Annotated in this window: 15 protein-coding genes; 9 read left to right on the top strand and 6 right to left on the bottom strand. The window is 69.8% G+C overall.

All coding sequences use genetic code 11. From position 1 onward, the window contains the following. Window positions 1–52: 52 nt before the first annotated feature. Both hppD and UA75_RS15405 read left to right on the top strand, forming a co-directional pair. Complete coding sequence (gene hppD / locus UA75_RS15410; RefSeq protein WP_075740840.1) at window positions 53–1102, top strand: 4-hydroxyphenylpyruvate dioxygenase; 1050 nt, start codon at window positions 53–55, stop codon at window positions 1100–1102. Between the two features lie 52 nt (window positions 1103–1154). Further along, complete coding sequence (locus tag UA75_RS15405; RefSeq protein WP_075740839.1) at window positions 1155–2456, top strand: PLP-dependent aminotransferase family protein; 1302 nt, start codon at window positions 1155–1157, stop codon at window positions 2454–2456. A 10-nt stretch (window positions 2457–2466) separates the two neighbouring features. Here UA75_RS15405 and UA75_RS15400 read toward each other — a convergent pair whose 3' ends face one another. Further along, a complete protein-coding gene (locus tag UA75_RS15400) occupies window positions 2467–3711 on the bottom strand; it encodes an MFS transporter (RefSeq protein ID WP_075740838.1) in 1245 nt (414 codons plus the stop codon). A 100-nt stretch (window positions 3712–3811) separates the two neighbouring features. Here UA75_RS15400 and UA75_RS15395 point away from each other — a divergent pair, with 100 nt between their 5' ends. The 3 genes from UA75_RS15395 to UA75_RS15385 are packed head-to-tail and all read left to right on the top strand — an operon-like array spanning window position 3812 to window position 6083. Beyond that, window positions 3812–4036, top strand: a complete 225-nt coding sequence (locus tag UA75_RS15395; protein ID WP_232237844.1) for an MbtH family protein — start codon at window positions 3812–3814, stop codon at window positions 4034–4036. Next, the gene (locus tag UA75_RS15390) at window positions 4033–5052 is read left to right on the top strand and encodes a 1-aminocyclopropane-1-carboxylate deaminase/D-cysteine desulfhydrase (RefSeq protein ID WP_232237770.1); all 1020 of its coding nucleotides are present in this window, start codon (window positions 4033–4035) and stop codon (window positions 5050–5052) included. The genes UA75_RS15395 and UA75_RS15390 overlap by 4 nt, the downstream gene beginning before the upstream one ends. A 2-nt stretch (window positions 5053–5054) precedes the next feature. Next, window positions 5055–6083, top strand: a complete 1029-nt coding sequence (locus tag UA75_RS15385; protein WP_075740836.1) for an alpha/beta hydrolase family esterase — start codon at window positions 5055–5057, stop codon at window positions 6081–6083. Here UA75_RS15385 and UA75_RS15380 read toward each other — a convergent pair whose 3' ends face one another. The 3 genes from UA75_RS15380 to UA75_RS15370 form a co-directional block, all read right to left on the bottom strand. Further along, complete coding sequence (locus UA75_RS15380; protein WP_083683219.1) at window positions 6084–7280, bottom strand: cytochrome P450; 1197 nt, start codon at window positions 7278–7280, stop codon at window positions 6084–6086. It lies immediately after the preceding gene. A 209-nt stretch (window positions 7281–7489) separates the two neighbouring features. Then, the gene (locus UA75_RS15375) at window positions 7490–9352 is read right to left on the bottom strand and encodes a BTAD domain-containing putative transcriptional regulator (protein WP_261340765.1); all 1863 of its coding nucleotides are present in this window, start codon (window positions 9350–9352) and stop codon (window positions 7490–7492) included. A 50-nt stretch (window positions 9353–9402) separates the two neighbouring features. Then, window positions 9403–10503, bottom strand: coding sequence for an alpha-hydroxy acid oxidase (locus UA75_RS15370; protein WP_075740834.1), 1101 nt, complete (start codon window positions 10501–10503; stop codon window positions 9403–9405). Between the two features lie 1344 nt (window positions 10504–11847). On the opposite strand from UA75_RS15370, the gene UA75_RS15365 reads away from it, so the two are divergent. Then, on the top strand, window positions 11848–12333 hold the full coding sequence (locus UA75_RS15365; RefSeq protein ID WP_075740833.1) for a GNAT family N-acetyltransferase: 486 nt from the start codon (window positions 11848–11850) through the stop codon (window positions 12331–12333). Between the two features lie 866 nt (window positions 12334–13199). Next, window positions 13200–13727: a hypothetical protein gene (locus tag UA75_RS15360; protein ID WP_075740832.1), complete on the top strand. Its 528-nt coding sequence runs from the start codon at window positions 13200–13202 to the stop codon at window positions 13725–13727. Window positions 13728–14057: 330 nt separating this feature from the next. On the opposite strand, the gene UA75_RS15355 is transcribed toward UA75_RS15360, so the two are convergent. Beyond that, the gene (locus UA75_RS15355; RefSeq protein ID WP_093941743.1) at window positions 14058–14267 is read right to left on the bottom strand and encodes a hypothetical protein; all 210 of its coding nucleotides are present in this window, start codon (window positions 14265–14267) and stop codon (window positions 14058–14060) included. Between the two features lie 158 nt (window positions 14268–14425). On the opposite strand from UA75_RS15355, the gene UA75_RS15350 reads away from it, so the two are divergent. Then, window positions 14426–15403, top strand: coding sequence for a tyrosine-type recombinase/integrase (locus tag UA75_RS15350; RefSeq protein WP_075743844.1), 978 nt, complete (start codon window positions 14426–14428; stop codon window positions 15401–15403). A gap of 272 nt (window positions 15404–15675) precedes the next feature. Continuing rightward, window positions 15676–16866 carry an endonuclease/exonuclease/phosphatase family protein gene (locus tag UA75_RS15345; protein WP_198044265.1) on the top strand — a complete coding sequence of 397 codons (1191 nt, stop codon included), beginning with the start codon at window positions 15676–15678 and terminating at the stop codon, window positions 16864–16866. A gap of 96 nt (window positions 16867–16962) precedes the next feature. Here UA75_RS15345 and UA75_RS15340 read toward each other — a convergent pair whose 3' ends face one another. Next, a complete protein-coding gene (locus UA75_RS15340; protein WP_157434204.1) occupies window positions 16963–17673 on the bottom strand; it encodes a VOC family protein in 711 nt (236 codons plus the stop codon). Between the last annotated feature and the right edge of the window lie 16 nt (window positions 17674–17689).

Genomic DNA, 17689 nt, shown 5'->3' with positions numbered 1-17689 from the left:
GCTATAAATACTGCTCGCATGAGCATGGATTTCCCGACCGGAGGGGTTGGCAATGGCGGCACAGGCAGGCGGCGCGTTCCAGGACATGACCGTCGACCACGTGGTGTTCCACGTCGGCGACGCGCACCAGGCCGCGGCGGAACTCGCCGACAAGTACGGCCTGGCCGTGCTCGACACCACCGAGGACACCACGGTGCGCTCGGCCACCGTGGGCGGCGCAGGCGGCATCAGCCTGGTGTTCACCGAGGCCGTGACCGGGGACCACCCCGCAGCCGCCTACGTCAGGGTCCACGGCGACGGCGTCGCCGACATCGCCCTGGGCGTCCCCAACGCACGCGCCGCATTCGCCGAAGCCGTACGCAGAGGAGCCCGCCCGGTGGCCGCACCCACCGAGGACGGCGACGCGGTCGTCGCCGCCATCATGGGCTTCGGCGACGTCGTCCACACCTTCGTGCAGCGCCCCACCACCGCCGCACCCACGACCGAGGACGCGCCGCCCGCCGAAACCGGCGTCCACGGCCTCGACCACTTCGCCGTCTGCCTCGAACCAGGACAGCTGACGGACACCGTGAAATTCTACGAAGACGTCCTCGACTTCACGATGATCTTCGAAGAGAAGATCGTCGTCGGCGCACAGTCGATGAACTCCCAGGTCGTGCAGAGCGCCTCCAGCGCCGTCACCCTCACCCTCATCGAGCCCGACACCTCCCGCAGCCCCGGCCAGATCGACGACTTCATCAAGAACCACGGCGGCGCAGGAGTGCAGCACATCGCGCTGATCACCGACGACATCACCGGCTCCATCCGCGCCCTGCGCGACCGAGGCGTCGACTTCCTCACCACCCCCGGCGCCTACTACGACGCCCTCGCCGACCGCATCGAACTCACCCGCTACTCCGTGGCCGAACTCGGCGAACTGGACATCCTCGTCGACGAGGACCAGGGCGGTAAGCTCTACCAGATCTTCGCCCGGTCCACGCACCCCCGAGGCACCTTCTTCCTCGAAGTGATCGAACGAGCAGGCGCACGCACCTTCGGCACCGGCAACATCAAGGCCCTCTACGCGGCGGTCGAGGCAGAACTGGCCAAGACGCCCCGCTAGCCGCACCCGAACACCAGACCCCGACGCCGTGCCCGCCCGGAGGGGAACGCCGATGGACCCGCTGCGCCTGACCGACCTGCACGGCTCGCTGGCCGACCCGGTGCTGGCCGCCATGGAGTTCCTCAACGAGGTCGCCCACCGCTACCCGGAAGCCGTGTCCTTCGCCCCGGGACGGCCCTACGAGGAGTTCTTCGACGTCGAGGACCTGCACCGATACCTGCGCACCTTCCACCGACACCTCGTCGAGGACCAGGGAATGGACGCCGCAGGAGCACGCCGAACACTGTTCCAGTACGGCCGCACCAAGGGCATCATCCACGACCTGATCGCCCGCAACCTGGCCGAGGACGAGGCAGTCCACGTCGACCCGGAGTCCATCGTGGTCACCGTCGGCGCGCAGGAGGCCATGCTGCTCGTCCTGCGCGCCCTGCGCGCCGACCCACACGACGTCCTGCTGGCCGTGTCCCCGGTGTACGTCGGCATCACCGGGGCCGCCCGCCTCGTCGAGATGCCAGTGCTCCCCGTACGCGACGGCCCCGCAGGCGTGGACCTCGACGACCTCACGGCCGCCGCGCGCCGCGCCCGCGCCGCAGGCCTGCGCCCCAGAGCCCTCTACGTGGTCCCCGACTTCGCCAACCCCTCCGGCGCCACCCTCGACCGCCGACTCCGCTCGGAACTGCTGCGCGTGGCCGCCGACGAAGACCTCCTGATCCTCGAGGACAACCCCTACCGCCTGTTCGGCTCCACCGACGACCGCCCACCCACACTGAAGGCCCTCGGCGGCGACCGCGTGGTGTCCCTCGGCTCCTACGCCAAGACCGGATTCCCCGGCGCCCGCATCGGCTACGCCGTCGCCGACCAGCCCGTTGACGTCGGCGACGGACACACCATCCCACTGGCCGACCAGCTCTCCCGACTCAAGAGCATGATCACCGTCAACACCCCGCCGATCGCCCAGGCCGTGATCGGCGGCCTGCTCCTGGAACACGGACACAGCCTCGTCAAGGCCAACACCCGCGAGATCGAGGTCTACCGCCGCAACCGCGAACAGGTCCTCGACGGCCTCGCCGCCCGACTCCCCGACGCACACCGGCTGGGCGTGCGCTGGAACAGCCCCGCAGGCGGCTTCTTCATCGTCGTGACCGTGCCCTTCCCCGTGGACGACGCACTGCTGGAGCGCTCCGCCCGCGAGCACCGCGTGCTGTGGACCCCGATGCACCACTTCTACGGCGACGGCACCGCGATGCCGCACCTGCGCCTGTCGGTCAGCCTGCTCACCCCCGACGAGATCGACCTCGGGCTGGACCGCCTCGCCGAGTTCATCACCGACCACGCCCGCCAAGCAGGCACCTGACACACACCGCTCACACCCGCGCCGCCGCCGCAGCCACCCGCGAGGCCCGCGCCCCGCCCACCGCCAGCCACGCCACCGCGCAACAGCCGACGAGCACCGGCCACGGCCACACCGTCCCCTGCGCCAACAGACCGGTGAACAACACCGGAGCCACCACCATGGCCATCCCCCAGGACATCTGATGCACCCCGAGATACCGGCCCCGCATGTCCGGCGGAGCCAACCGCGCGGCGAACGCGGAACTGGTCGGTGCGAACAACAACTCCGCCACCGTGAACACCACCACACCCAGGAACAACGCCACCAGCGCAGGCAGCGGCGGCAACAACGCCGAGGTCGCCAACACGACGAACGCCAACGCCCACACCACCGCCGCCAGCCGCAGCACCCCCGTCTCGGCCCGCTTCTCGGTCCACCGGACCACCGGCGGCTGCGCCACCACCACCAGCACCGTGTTGACCGTGTACAACGCCCCCGGCAGCCACGCATACCCCGGCAACGTCAACCCGACATAGGCGGGCACCAACAGGATGATCGCGTACACCGCGACCACGAAGAACCCGTTGGCCACCACCAGCAGCATGAACGGCCGATCCCGCAGGACCCGCCGGTAGCCGCCGGTCGCCCTCGGCCGCGCCACCGCCGCCCGCCTGCCCGCCAACGCTCGCGCCTTCGGCCAGGTGCCGATGAGCACCGCCACGAGCACATAACTGACCGCATTGGACACCGCCAACGCGTGATAACCGATGTCACCGAACCCGACCACCGACGCCGCGACGATCCCGCCCAACCCCAGCGCCGCATTGCGCGTGGACCGGATCAACGCGAACCAACGCGGCTGCTGCTCCAGCCCCACCAGGGCCACCACCATCGTCCCCTGCGCAGGCAGCCACGCCCCGTCGGCCCAGTAGATCATCGCCGCCGCCAGCATCAACTGCCACGGCGTGTCCACCCACAGATAGGACAGGAAGCCGACACACCGCAGCACGTTGCAGCCGACGATCACCGCAGTCGCACCGAACCGGTCCACCAACGGACCCGTCAGCACACCGGCAGGCACCCCCGCGAGCGCGGCCACCGACAACGCCGCACCGACGGCCACCAGCCCCAGATCGGTGACGGCCAGGAAGTACGGAATGGTGAACGGAAGAAACAGACCACTGCCGAGACTGTCCACACCCGCCGTGATCGCCAACCTGCCCAGTCCCCGCATCCGGGGAAATCCGAAACGCTCCGCCCCCCGGGTGATCACCACGCCGCGAGAATAACCACCAAAAGAAGCCCCTGGCAACGATAACGAAATGAAAAGACCCCTCGCTAACATGTCCCCAAAAAACTGCGTGGAGGTATTTCAAGTGCTGGGAGACAATGAAAAATCCGCCGAATTCGACGTCGTGATCAATGACGAGGAGCAGTACTCGATCTGGCCCGCCGACCGAGACGTCCCGGCAGGCTGGCACACCGTCGGCACCCGAGGCCCGAAACAGCAGTGCCTGGACTGGATCGACGAACACTGGACCGACATGCGACCCCGCAGCCTGCGCGAGGCGCTGCGCCAGGCCGCCGGAGACTCGGCTTGACCGAGCCCGCCGCACCGCCCCGCGTCGCACTGACCACCACACCGACCCGCATCCAACCGCTCGCAGGGCTGTGCCGCCGCCGAATCCACCTCAAACGCGACGACGAGAACTCGTCGATCTTCGGCGGCTGCAAGACCAGGGCACTGGAGTTCGTCCTCGGCGCCGCCACGCAGGCCGACGCCACCACCGTGCTCACCGCAGGAACCGTCGGCTCCAACCACATCGCCGCCACCGCCCTGCACGCCGCCCGACTCGGCCTCGCCGTCACCGCACTGGTCCTGCCCCAGGAACCCGGCCCGCTCGTACGCCGGAACCTGCAACTGGCACTGAACGCGGGCGCCCGCCTGCACCCCGTGCCCACCGGGGTGTCGGTGCACCCGTCCCGCCCACGCCACCAGGCCGCCGTCGACGAACTCCTCGACCGAGGCGAACGCCCCTTCGTCATCCCCTTCGGCGGCGCAGCCCCCGTCGCCGGAATCGCTCACGCCCTGGCAGGCCGAGAACTCGCCGACCAGGCCCGCGCACTGGCCCTGCCCACCCCGCTGCGGGTCTACCTGCCTGCCGCCTCCACCCTCACCGCCGCAGGCATCGCCGCCGGACTGGCCACCGGACTGGCCACCGCCGAGATGCCGTTCGAGGTGACCGCCGTCGACGTCGTCGGCGACCCCTCCGTCACCGGAGCAGGCCTGCTGGGCCGCGCCAGAGAGACGGCCGCCCTGATCGGCGCCGAGGAGCACGCCGTCCGACCAGAACACCTCCGACACGTCGACGGCCACTCCGCCGCGCCCTACGGTCGGCCCGACCCCCGGTCCGAACACGCCGCCCGCCTGCTCCACGACACGGCAGGCATCGCCGTCGACGAGTGCTACGGGGCCAAGGCTCTCGCCCGACTCCTCGCCGACGCCGACACCACCGACGACGGCACCTACCTGTTCTGGCACACCGGAAACACCCGATCGGCGGACGGAGGTGTGTCGACGCCGGTACCCCCGGAACTGGCTCATTACGCTCGCTGACCATGGTCGGACTCCCGCAGCGGTGCGCGCTGGCCATCGCCGTCACCACGGCGTTGACCGCGTGCACCGCCCCCGAACCCGCCGCCCCGCCCGCCCCGGCGGACCCCGCCGCAGCGGGGGAGGAGGCACCCGCCGCCCTGCGCCCGGCCACCGACGCCGTCACCACCCTCCGCGACATCTCCGTCGCAGGCACCCCCCGCTCCTACCGACTGCGCATGGCCGAGAGCCCCGCCGAACACCCCGGCAGACCCCTGATACTCGTCCTGCACGGCAAAGGCGGCTCCGCCGCCGAGATGGAGCGCTACAGCGGACTCAACGCCGCCGCCGACGCCCACGGCGTCGCCGCCGCATACCTCCAAGGCGCGAACGAAGGCTGGGGCGCCTCACCACAACCCACCGCACTGCGCCCCGACCCGGACGCCGACATCGACTTCGCCCGCGCCGTGATCGACGAACTCACCAGCACCACCCAGATCGACCCCGACCGCGTCGCCGTGGCGGGCTTCTCCGAAGGCGGACTGATGGCACTGCGCCTGGCCGCCGAACACCCCGACTGGTTCACCGCAGCAGCCTCCGTGGCAGGCCAACTCCCGGGGCCGCCCGTCCCGGTCCAACCGAGCGGCCCCATCCCGCTGCTGTCCGTCTACGGCGACGCCGACCCGCTGCGCCCCATCGACGGCCTCACCACCCCACCCGAGGGAACACCGCCGATCGGGCAGGAACCACCCCGACCGACGATCTCCACCGCCGACACCGTGAACGCGTTCTGCCGAGCAGGCGGCGCCGACGAACACCGGCACGAGGAACTCCCCGACACCGACCAGCCCGACGGCACCTCCCTCACCCGCGACACCTGCACCAACCCCACCACCGGACTACGCGTGGAGTCCATCGTCGTCCACGGCGGCGGACACACCTGGCCGGGCGGCGAGTTCCCCAACCCGCCCCGCACCGTCGGGACGACCAGCCGACAACTCTCCGCCGCCGACGCAGTGGTCGACTTCCTCCTCACCAGCCGAAGCCGACGCTGATCACCAGGTGACCGGCAACTCTCGAGGAGAACGCAGCAACGTCCCCTCCTTCCACGGCACCTCCTCCGCGGGCGTCGTCAGCCGCAGATCCGGGAACCGCGTCAACAACGACTCCAACGCCACCTGCAACTCGCCCCTGGCCAGCTGCGCCCCCAGACAGACGTGTACCCCGCCCCCGAACGCCAGATGCGGATTGTGCTCACGAGTCAGGTCGAACTCATCCGGATCGGCGAACACCCGATCGTCCCGATTCGCCGAATTGGTACTGGCCACCACCGCCTCACCCGCCCGCACCAGCACCTCACCCAGCTGCACATCCTCGACGGCATACCGCGCGAAGGCACCACCGGAGCCCAACGGAATGAACCGCAGCAACTCCTCCACCGCAGAAGGCACCAACTCCGGACGCTCCCGCAGCAACGCCCACCGCTCCGGCCGCGACAACAACAGGTACACCGAACTGGCGAACTGACTCGCCGTCGACTCATGCCCGCCGACCAGCAACGTGATCCCCGTCTGCCGCAACTCCTGCTCGGAGAGCCGATCATCATCGTGCGCGGCCACCAACGCACTCATCAGGTCGTCACCGGGAACCCGCCTACGCTGCTCGGCCAGCTCACCCAGATACTCCTCCAACCCCGCCCGCGCCGCCACGACCTCCTCCCTGGTGAACGCCGTCGTGGACAACACCATCGCCGAGAAGTCCCGAAACCGGTGATGCTCCGCAGGCGGCACCCCGAGCATCTGCGAGATCACCGACACCGGCAGCGGCAACGCCAGCCTCTCCACCAGATCCGCAGGCGGACCGACCCGCTCGATCTCGTCCAACAGGCCGTCGACGATCTCCTGAGTACGCGGCCGGAACTCACGAACCCGCCGCGCGGTGAAACCCCGCGCGATCATCCGACGCAGCCTGCTGTGCTCCGGCGGGTCCATACTCAGGATCGAACCCGCAGGCGCGGCCTCCGGCGTCACCCGAGGCGTGTCCTCCCGACCGGCCGCACGAGCCCGACTGAACCGCGAGTCCGACAACACGGTCTTGACATCGGAATACCGAGTGACCAGCCAGCACTCGTCACCGTAGGGCAGCCGCACCCGCATCGCGGGCTGCTCGGCACGCGACCGCGCATAACTCGGGTGCACGTCAAGGCGCACCGGATCGCCGAAGGGATAAGGGCAGGTTCCGACTGTGGTCACGGGGCTCCTCATCAGTTCTGGGAATGCACCGTCCAGCACACTCCTGGTGACAACCGGCCGACAGCCCAGCACCCCCGGCCGGACCCCACGGCCCCGACCAGAGACCGAACCGCCGCCGGAGGATCGAGAAGGGCGCCCGATCACCGCGCCCGACGCGAGCATCACACGCGCAGGCCGACCCCACCGCGCCCACGACCGCAACCGACGCATCACGTCACGTCGGCGGTCGCCGGACGCCGAAGCCCGGACGACGCCTCCCGTCCGCTCACCGACCCACCCGCCTGCGCAGGCGGGGGAGCGGTCGCCAACTCCGCCGCATAGGCGTGCGGCAGACTCGGCAGCCGATACCGAGCCTCGCCATCGGCACCGGAGACAGCCGGTTCCAACAGATGCGCGTCCACCAACCGCTCCAAGACGTCATCGGCATCCGGCGCCGAACAGCCCAACAACGCCTCCGCCGTCCAACTCGTCAACTCCGGAGCAGGCAGACCACCCAACGCCTGATACAGATGCGCCGCCACCGGGTCCAGTCGACGCGCACTGCTCGCCAACCCGTCATGCAGCCGCTGCCCCCCACCACCGAGCCCGGTCAACCGCCCGGCAGGACGACGCAGCTCCCGCACCATCCTCGGCACATCCCAATGCGGCTTGCCCGCCAACCGTGCGGCCGCCGCCGACAACGCCCCCGGCAGGCGCCCGCACAACTCGACGAGCTGAGACACCGCCTCCGGATCACGCCCCACCCTCGCAGCCCCGACGATCCCACGCACCAGCTGCACCGCCTCGTCCTGGCGCAGACCACCGAGCCGCAACGGCACGGTCCCACACCGCGCCACCAGCTCACGCAACGTGCTCCGCGACGTCACCAACACCTGACACGTCGGACTGTTCGGCACCAACGGCCACACCTGCGCGGCATCACGGGCATCGTCGAGCACCAGCAGCATCCGCCGATCCGCCACCAACGTACGAAACAACGCAGGCCGCTCCGCAGGACTGGGCACCCGCTCCGGCGGCACCCCCAACGCATGCAGCAGATACGTCAACGCCGTGTGCGGATCCACCGGAGCACGACGCGGATCATGCCCACTCAGATCCACGAACAACTGACCGTCGGGAAACAGATCGGCATTGCGAGCACCCCACCACACCGCCAGCGCGGTCTTGCCCACCCCGACCCCGCCGACCAACAACCCCAGCGGCGGCGCCCCACCCCGCCCGCCCCGCGCAGCCAACCCGTCCAACGCCGCCAACGACTCCGTCCGACCGGTGAACGCCTGCGTCGCGGCAGGAAGCTGCGCAGGCGGCCGATCCACCACCGGCCCCCCTTCGTCCAGCAGAATCCGCTCGTGCAGCCGCCGCAGCTCCACGCTGGGCTCCAGCCCCAACTCCTCGATCGACCGCCGACGCCACCGAACGAACGTCTCCAACGCCGCGACCCGCTGCCCGGACTGATACTGCGCCGTCATCAACAACCCGTGCAGCCGGTCCCGCAACGGATGCCGGTCCACCGCCTCCACCAGCCCCGCGACCAGCAGACGATGCTCACCTAGCTGCAGCCGCAGCTCCACCTGCTCCTCATACGCGGCGAGCAGGCTCTCCTCCCACTGCGTGGCCGCATGCTCCGGCACCGCCCCGGTGACGTTGGACAGCACCGGTCCACGCCGCAACGCCAACGCCGCGTCGTAGCAGCGGACCGCCTCGGCCAGCCGCCCCCGCCGCGCCCGCGCCTCGGCCACCAACTCCTCGAATACCAGCGTGTCCATCCGGTGCCCCTCCGGCCGCAGCACATACCCCGGCGCCGCAGTCTCGATCAGCTTCCGCTCGACCCCGCGCTCCCGGAACGTCTTCCGCAGCGCGGACACACAGATCGCCACCTGCGTCCGACTGCTCGACGGCGGCCGCGTGCCCCACACCGTCTCGACCAGGCTGTCCACCGACACCACCCGACCCGCATTCAGCAGCAGCATCGTCAACACCACCCGCTGCCTCGGACCTCCGATCGGGACCTGGTCTCCCCGCACCAGAACCTCCAAGGGCCCCAACAAGCGGAAATCCACCATCTCGGTCATGAAGCCTCCGAATCGCGGTGCGGTAGCGCCGTTCACGGTCCGTGCGGCCGTCAGGGCAGACAGGAATCGAGGTGCGTCGTGAGATCACGCGCGGCGGCGACGTCGACACATCCCGCAAGTAGCAACGCCTGCTCCAGCTCGACACCCAGCAGACGCAGGACTCGAGCCACCCCGTGCTCGCCGTCGACAGCCAGCCCCCACAGGATCGGCCTGCCGATCAACGCACCGCTCGCACCGAGCGCCAACACCCGCAGGACGTCGACACCGCTGCGAATGCCGCCGTCCACCAACACTTCGGCCGTCGCACCCACCGCCTCGACGACACGAGGCAGCGCCAGCGCAGTGGGCAGCGCACCGTCAAGCTGCCGTCCACCGTGGTTGGACACCACGACCGCAGCCGCGCCCAGGTCGACGCACCGCACGGCATCCCTCGGATCGAGCACTCCCTTGACCACCAACGGAAGCCGAGTGCGTGCCCGCAGCCACTCCAGGTCATGCCAGCCGAGCGTCGGGTCGAAGGCCGTCCCCGTGTGATCGGCGACCGCAGAGCCGCCTGCTCGCCGGTCGTGTGCCCCGCTCGGGCCAGGGGCAAGGTGGGCCGCCTGCACCGACGACGGCAGCGCGAAGCCGTTGCGCACGTCGCGCAGCCGCCTGCCCATCACCGGGACGTCGACGGTCACGACGAGCGCCGAACAGCCTGCGGCCTCCGCCCGCGCCACCAGCTCCGTGACGACGCCTCGGTCTCGGAGCCAGTACAGCTGGAACCACAGCGCGGCGTCGGTGCCCGCGATGTCCTCGACCGTCCGACTGCTCAGGGTGCTGACCGTGAACGGCACCCCGGCCGCTGCCGCCGCGCGCGCGGCGGCGAGTTCCCCGTCCGGGTGGACCAGGCGCTGGTAGGCCATGGGTGCCACCGCGAGCGGCAGCGCCGCCACGGTGTCCACGAGCGACGTTCTGGTGGCCGCCGCCTCGACGCCCGCGAGCATCCGGGGAACGACGTAGGTCGCGTCCAGCGCCGTGCGATTCGCCGCCAGGGTTCGTTCGGTGCCGCTGCCACCTGCGATGAAGTCGCGGACCTCCGCAGGCAAGAGCACCGCCGCCAGGCGTTCCAGGTCCGCCAGGTCGACGGCCCGGTCGGAGTGCCGGGTCATGCGTGGCGGTCTCTGGCACGGGCGCCGGGCGCCGCGAGGGGATGTCCGACGCTGTCGTCATGGATTCCGGTGACTCGCCGGGAGGAGCGGGCGCTGTGGCCTCCCGGCGTGGTGCGGCCGGTCATCGATCCATCGGACGTGCTGAAGTTCACCGTTCCCCCATGGACGGTCGGACACGCCACAGGCGTGTGATGCTCCTTCCGTGCTGAGACGCATGCTCGCGCAGCCGTCTGACGGAAGAAGCCTCTGCCCAATAAGCACAATAGTGCCGTGAATAGTTTACGAACTGTTTAAACTTTAACGAGATCAGTTAAAAGTGTCAAGAGCGACCTCCCGATTACTGTATTTGGGTGATGCGGTGATCATATTCGACAACCGCTACTCGATTTGCACTGGAACCGATTCCTGGGACCAGAAGCAGGGGAGTGCCGAGCACCGATATTCCACCTCGACAAGTCGAACCTCAGCCCGCTGAACAGCCACTATCTCAACGCTGGTCGATGTGGCCCGGATACGGTCCACCGTGGCGGCCGATCAAGAATATTCGGCGCCGCCAACGGAGTGCGGCCCCAGCAGAGCTGTCACCTGCTGTCGCGATTCGACGGCGTCAATGCGCTGTTCGCGCGAACGACACCACGTTCGCGCCAACCAGCCTGCAACGCAGCGAGTCGATCACGCTGCGCCCACCACAGCCGGATCGGTCCCACAAAGTGGGCGACCCATCTGAATAGTGCGACAGTAGGCGAAACTCGGAGTGACAGGGGAGACCCGTAAACGGGGGACGATCACCGGCAGACGAGCCGTTCCGGCAGTTTCCACCCGGCCCGGTCGACGCCTGAGGAGCGGCAGCACGACGGAAAGCGGGAGGTCCCGGACCGCAGAGAGACGACCCGCAGGCGGGTCGGACCCGACTGATGGCAGCCGAGCGACAGAATCACCGGCGTGGCGAACGGCGGCCGACGCCATGCCGTAGTGGCGAAGCACGCGACGACGGTGCCGACGGTGGGCGGCGCCAGAACGAACGGTGAGAGTCGCGACCTCGGCCGCGAGCAGACAGGACGTCGTGAGTTCGGACGGGCACCGCAGCGCCTGCGGACGCGAGAACGACCGGCAGCCGACGGGTGCCGGCGCCTCATAGCCGAGGTAACGCCGCACAAGACTGCACGGGGGACGGTTCGTCCGCGAACCGACTAGTTAACATAATGTACATTATCGGCCAAACGCCCAGGCGCAGGTCGGCGGCCGATCGGGGTGGAAAACGGGTACCTCAGGCCACGGCGTTCCTGGCAGGCTCACCTCAGTCGACCGGCACGCGGGCGGCCCTGCGCAACGCGAGAGGAACGCATGGACATCGCCTTACGCGACGTCTCCGACGAGGACGCCGAGTGGTACGTCGAACAGGTGCAGGACGCGGAGATCCTGCGGTTCACGATCGAACGCGCATCCTTGACCGTCGAAGAGTTCCGCGCCGCGCTGGCAAGACTGCGTAGCGACGACGACGCAATGGGATACCTGGTCGTCGACGCGGCAACCGGGACGCGACTGGCCTCGGTCGCCGCCACCCGCCAGGAAGACGGCGCGGAGGTGAGTTATTGGGTCGCCCGTGCCGCCCGCGGCCGCGGCGTGGCCCGTCAGGCAGTGCGCGCCCTGTGCGATCGGGTGCTGGCGAACTGGCCGGTGAACGAGATTCGACTGTTCACCCATGTCGACAACCGCGCATCCCAGCGCACGGCCGAGAATGCGGGCTTTCATCGGGTCGACGGACCGGATGAGCCTCGCGAGGTCGGCGGGCGACGGTGGCTGGTCCGCTGGTATCGCCGCGCCCGATGAACGCCCCCGCTGGCCGGCCCATTCAGTGAGCGCCGCCCCTGCCATGGGGTACGCGTCGCGGGCGCTCGCACCTCCGGCGACTACGACGTCGTCCGCTTCGTGTTCCAACGACTCCGGTGATGTCGAGCCCGGGTGCCCAAGCCCGACTGGGATTCGTCACGGTGACGTATCGACGGGATTCGACGAGAGCCTACCGGCTTTCGACAGTCAGTCGCCGACGGCGGCACCCGGCACGAACGCGTCCGCCATGAACTCGGCGCGGTGACTTCGGCGCGGTGGCGTAGGTGCGCCGTCGGGCCGCCCTGAGAAGCGCCCCGGAGGGGTGATCCGGATGACGCACGCGCACGGGATCGAGATCGAGAGGCTCGGTCACGTCGAACCGACCGTCAGACTCCCCGAGTTCGGGGCGCCCCTCCTCGGCCTGGCCCGAGATTTCATGCATAATCGCCATTATGCATGAATGATCACCGTACGGCGCCCTGCCGGACCATGCCCGAGGTGCAGTGCGACGAGCACTGACCACAGTGTCGCCCAGGTCCATCGTCGTGTCCGCGCTCCGAGGCACCGGCCTGCGGAGACGATCGCATGGCGCCCGCGCTGTCCGCCGCGACCCGGTTTTCGTCGTCGGGACCGTCGGGGGCGCTTCCCCGCTCTCGACTTTGCGCCCCGGTCGCACCCTGTTCCGCTGGCGGGCACTCCTGCCGCTTGATCAGTACCGCTCCCCCGCGATCTCCGTCGGGCGATTCCGGCTACCCAGCCGTGTGAAATACCCGGACACACGCGGCCGAGATGATCATCAGGACCTACTTTCGGGCCGAAGGGAGAGCGTGGCTCTTCCCGCCTACCAGGAAGGATGAGTTCACGTCATGTTCCGGAACCTCCTGAAGCTCATGGCAGCGGCATTCGTGACGGCGACACTCGTAACCGCCGTTCCGACGGCGTCCGCGCAGCAGCCGGGCGAGGTGACGTGCGACCTGAGCGGGCAGGCCGGTTTCCAGCCGGGCGTCCTGTTCGTGCCGAGGCTCAGCACGCTCACCCTCGCGGGCAACGACGGAGGCTGTATCGACGCCGCGGGCGAGGTCCGCTCAGCTTCGCTGCACGGCACTGCGATCGGCACCCTGAGCTGTCTCGGCAGCCCGGAGGGCACCTCCGGTGAGGGCCGCATCGACTGGGCGCTGCGGGACGGCACCACGGAGACCAGCACAGTGGACTTCGTCCTGACGGGGTCCGGACTGGCGCACGTGGAGTTGGCGGGTGTCATCGCCGACGGCCGCTTCGCGGGCGAGGAGTTCACGGCTCAGTTCAATGTCGAGATCATCGATGCCGGGGTCCAGTGCGTGAGTTTCCGAGGCGTGACCCTCGCAGGCTACGACGGAACCTTCACCGTCGGCTGACCCCGCAGCGACGCGGTCACTCAGACCGCGTCGCACCCGACGCTGGGCGCGAGCGTCGCCAGCCGGTGCCCACCCGCAAGGCCCGACCTGGGGTTCTGCCGTTCTCGGTCCACCATCGCGGCGGTATGGGTCTTCCGGGGCGGCGGCCCGAAGCGGGCCGGTCTCTCCCCCGGGCCGCGATTCTGGGTGTCGTCCATGGCCGTGACGAACCGAGGGGGCGCCCGCCCGCTCGTGTCCCGATGGTCAGTCGGCACGACCGGTGCGCCGCACGGGTCTGGTCTCGCGGCGTAAGGCCGTCGCCCGCTGTCAGCAGCGATCAGGGTGGGCGGGTCAGTGGTCGAGGATCTCGGCTAGATTGATCTGCACGTGGTCGTCGGTGGACTCCGCGCGGTCGGCAGCCTCTCTGGTCGCCTGTTGCAGTGCGTCGAACTCCTTCGGACCCAGGACGTGGCCGACCACAGCCCCGGTCTCGGTGTCCTCGATCATGAGGGACACCAGCCCGAACTCGCTATCCGGTGTGATCCACATTTTCGCCTGCATGATGGCCACCGTACGCGCTCGGGCACGCCCGTCGGGGATAGGCGACCGCTGTTCGGCCTAGCGTGTGATCATCGGTTCGGGTGGCCGACCAGCGTCGTCGCGCCCCCGTCGCGGCTGCTGGCGTGCGCGATCACGGGGTGACGGTGTACAAGATCGGCATGCGGTTGATCGAAGCCCAGGACGCGTTCTTCCTCGCTCGGCGTCCCCGCAAGGACTCCCCGCACACCACTGCGGCGTATCGGCGTGACCTGGCGGGCGTGACGGCGCTGTTGGCGGGCGATCTGGGGTGTGCGGCGGGTGACCTCGATCTCGAGGAGGTGACCTCGGGGTCGCTGCGGTCGGCCTTCGGAGCCTTCGCCGACACTCATGCGAAGAGTTCGGTCCTGCGGGCGTGGTCGACGTGGAATCAGTTCTTGACGTTCTGTGTGGCCGAGGAGCTGGTGGCGGGCAATCCGATGGCGGCGGTGGCCCGGCCGAGGACTCCGGCGTTGACGCCCAAGCCGTTGCGGGGGGAGCAGACTCCGGAGGAGCTTCTGACGGCGACGGCCACGGGTGGTGGTCGCGGTCGTGATCCCTGGCCGGAGCGGGATGTGCTGGTGCTGGCGCTCGGTCTGATCACCGGGCTGCGGTCGGCGGAGATGCGCGAGTTGACGCTGGGTTCGCTGGTGGGCAGGCCGGGTGAGCGTCGACTGCACGTGCGGGGCAAAGGCAGCAGGGAGCGGTCCATTCCGATCGAGGCGCCGATGGAGCGGATCGTCGAGGACTACCTGACGTCGTGCCGGACGCGCTTTCCTCGAGGAGCCAGAGGGACTTCGGCGCCGTTGTTGCTGGACAGACAGGGCGAGGCCATCGGGCGTGGCGGCCTGGAGTATCTGGTGCGGTCTTGTTTCCGCTCTTCCGGGGTGCATGACCGGGTTCCCGCGGGGGCGAGTCTGCACGCGTTGCGTCATACGTTCGCCACCCGGCTGGCCGAGGACGGGGCGAACGCCTCGGAGATCATGGCGTTGTTGGGGCATGCGAGTCTGGCGACGAGTCAGAACTACATCGAGGCCACGGGTCGGGAGCAGCGGGCGGCGGCGGCGGTGAATCGGACGTATCGGGCGTTGGCGCGGCTGGTCGATCGGGAGCGGGACTGACCTTCGCCGTCTGACGTGGGTTGATCGGCCGTCGGCGGTCCGGTGGTTCGGAACCGGGGGCGTCGGTGGTACGTCGGAGGGGCCGTTCGTCACCGGTCTTCGACCACTCTGGAGTGCTGATGTCAGTGTTCGGGTCCCTCCGACACCGGACGGTCGTGGGACGTCGGGTCCTCGCGGTTGCCGGCGCCGCCGTCGTCGTCGCGGCGGGATGCTCCGGGGCGACTGGTTCCGACGGGTCCCCGACAGAGTCTGCCGCGTCGACGACGGTCGCGATGCTGCCGGACGAGACCCGGCCGGGCGAGTATCCGGCGCGGGAGGACGGCGTCGCCGAGTACGCCGGGGACGCGTCGTTGGCGGTGGTGCAGTACAACGCGGGGAGCGACGGGCAGGCGACGGAGGCGGTGTCGTCGAAGGCGACCGAGGTGGTGGAGTTCCTCGCCGGGGAGATCCTGGCGGGCCGACCGGACGTGATCGCCGTGCAGGAGGTGTGTGAGAGTCAGATCGTGCTGCTGGCGGAGTTGCTGGCCGCCGAGGACTTCGCCGTGGACTACGAGTTCGGTCCCGGGGAGGACATCGAGGGCGCGGCGGAGGCGTGTGGTGCTCTCGCCGGTCGGGACGTTCCCGCTGAGCAGGCTCGGAGTGGGTTGGCGGTGCTGGTGCGGGCGCCGATGGTCTCGGCGTTCCGCTATCACGATGTTCCCGGTGACGAGTCGACGGTGACGCGCGCGGTGTGTGCCCATACGGCGCGTCCGACGACGGTGCAGGCCTGTGTGACGAGGCTGGCCGACGGTGCGGCGGGTGACGAGCAGTTGGGGCAGTTGAGCGAGCAGTGGCAGCTCGAGGCGCCGATGCTGCCGACGATCGTCGTCGGGGATCTCGGTGTCGAGCCGTCGGCGGAGCGGTTGTCGTCGTTGTACTCCTCGCCGGTGGGTGACGGGGTGTTTCACGAGGTCGGGATGTGTGGTGCGGCGGAGCCTGCGGCGGCGTGTCCGTCGCCTGCCCGGCAGGGTGCCTGGACGTGGGAGGGTGGGGCGGATCGGCTCAAGACCGATTACGTGTTCGTCGACGCGGGGCACTTCGCGGCGGAGGTGGCGTCTCGGGTCGTGGTGGACGGCGGTGAGTGCGGCGGGCTGGCCTGCTCGGATCACCGGCTGCTGTGGGGCTGGGTGTCGTTGCGGGTGACTCCGGATGTGTCGGGGACGCAGTGTGATCACGTGGTGATGACGGCGGCGGACTTCCCGGCCGACGTGTTCGTGCGCGGGGGCGAGGTGCCCTGTTTCGAGGCGACGCGGATCATGCAGGACTACTACCTGAGGCTGGCGGCCGGTGCGGCGCCGGGGATGGGTGGCGGCGGGCCGGTCGAGGTCGGGACCTGGATGTGTTCCAGTGGTCCGGCGACTGCGCCGGGGACGACGTGTGTGCGGGAGGACGGGGTCCGCACCGAGGCGGTCATCTGGCCGTGACCGGCGGGGGTGGTCTCGTCTCGACCGGGGTGGGACCTGACGTCGTTCCCCTGCTGTGGTCGGCGGGTGTCACCGGACCGTGGAGTGCGGTCGTGGTCAGCTCGGGGGCGGGCCCGCAGGCTGACCGGCCAGGCGGCCCGCCCACACGCCGGGGTTCTCCACCATGGCGTGGGGGAAGCCGTCCGGGCAGCTCACGGTGGCGGTGAGGCCTACTGCGGTGTGGGTGGGGCCGCTGTCGATCCGGCCGCCGAGTTCGAGGGCGCGGTGCAGGGACTCGGTGAGGTCCGGGCTGGCGAGGTGGCAGATCCAGCCGACGGCGTGGTCGGTGGCGTCGGCGGTGCGTCGGCCTGCGATGGCCCGGCCGTCGACCTGGTAGACGGCGGTGGTCGGTTCGGGGCTGGGGCGGAAGTCCCAGCCTGCGTTGGCGGTCCAGTAGGCGTCGGAGCGCGGTGGGTCGGCGGTGACCAGTTCGGTCCAGCAGGGTTCGCCTTCGCGGGGTTCCGGCGCCCAGGGGCCGTGGGTGACGCGGCCGGAGTCCAGGACGGCGTGCAGTCCGCCGCCGACGTCGGTCAGGGCGCGGGGGCCTCGGCGGCGGCCGCCGCCGAAGACGACGTGCCAGCCGGTGGTCTCGCCGGGTTCCGGGCGGCGGATGTGCGCGGTGCGTCGTTCGCCGACCCAGCAGCTGAAGCGGTCGTCGGCTTGGGCGAGGACGACCCACTGGTGGAGGTTCGCGTGGAACTCCACGGATCTGGCGGGGTCTGGGGTCAGCAGTTCGAGGCGGCGGACACCCCGTACGGCGGAATTCACGCGGACGTTCTCCTGG

It is taken from the genome of Actinoalloteichus sp. GBA129-24, assembly GCF_001941645.1.
GTDB classification, from domain to species: domain Bacteria; phylum Actinomycetota; class Actinomycetes; order Mycobacteriales; family Pseudonocardiaceae; genus Actinoalloteichus_A; species Actinoalloteichus_A fjordicus.
Note: the sequence above shows the minus strand (reverse complement) of the source record. Positions and strands in the feature narration are given on the sequence as shown.

Excerpts from the sequence above, each read along its gene's own strand:
- UA75_RS15405 (WP_075740839.1), top strand. The coding sequence starts at position 1,155 with ATGGACCCGCTGCGCCTGACCGACCTGCACGGCTCGCTGGCCGACCCG.
- UA75_RS15375 (WP_261340765.1), bottom strand. The coding sequence starts at position 9,352 with ATGACCGAGATGGTGGATTTCCGCTTGTTGGGGCCCTTGGAGGTTCTG.
- UA75_RS15370 (WP_075740834.1), bottom strand. The coding sequence starts at position 10,503 with ATGACCCGGCACTCCGACCGGGCCGTCGACCTGGCGGACCTGGAACGC.
- UA75_RS15365 (WP_075740833.1), top strand. The coding sequence starts at position 11,848 with ATGGACATCGCCTTACGCGACGTCTCCGACGAGGACGCCGAGTGGTAC.
- hppD (WP_075740840.1), top strand. The coding sequence starts at position 53 with ATGGCGGCACAGGCAGGCGGCGCGTTCCAGGACATGACCGTCGACCAC.
- UA75_RS15385 (WP_075740836.1), top strand. The coding sequence starts at position 5,055 with ATGGTCGGACTCCCGCAGCGGTGCGCGCTGGCCATCGCCGTCACCACG.
- UA75_RS15355 (WP_093941743.1), bottom strand. The coding sequence starts at position 14,267 with ATGCAGGCGAAAATGTGGATCACACCGGATAGCGAGTTCGGGCTGGTG.
- UA75_RS15345 (WP_198044265.1), top strand. The coding sequence starts at position 15,676 with ATGCTGCCGGACGAGACCCGGCCGGGCGAGTATCCGGCGCGGGAGGAC.
- UA75_RS15350 (WP_075743844.1), top strand. The coding sequence starts at position 14,426 with ATGCGGTTGATCGAAGCCCAGGACGCGTTCTTCCTCGCTCGGCGTCCC.
- UA75_RS15360 (WP_075740832.1), top strand. The coding sequence starts at position 13,200 with ATGTTCCGGAACCTCCTGAAGCTCATGGCAGCGGCATTCGTGACGGCG.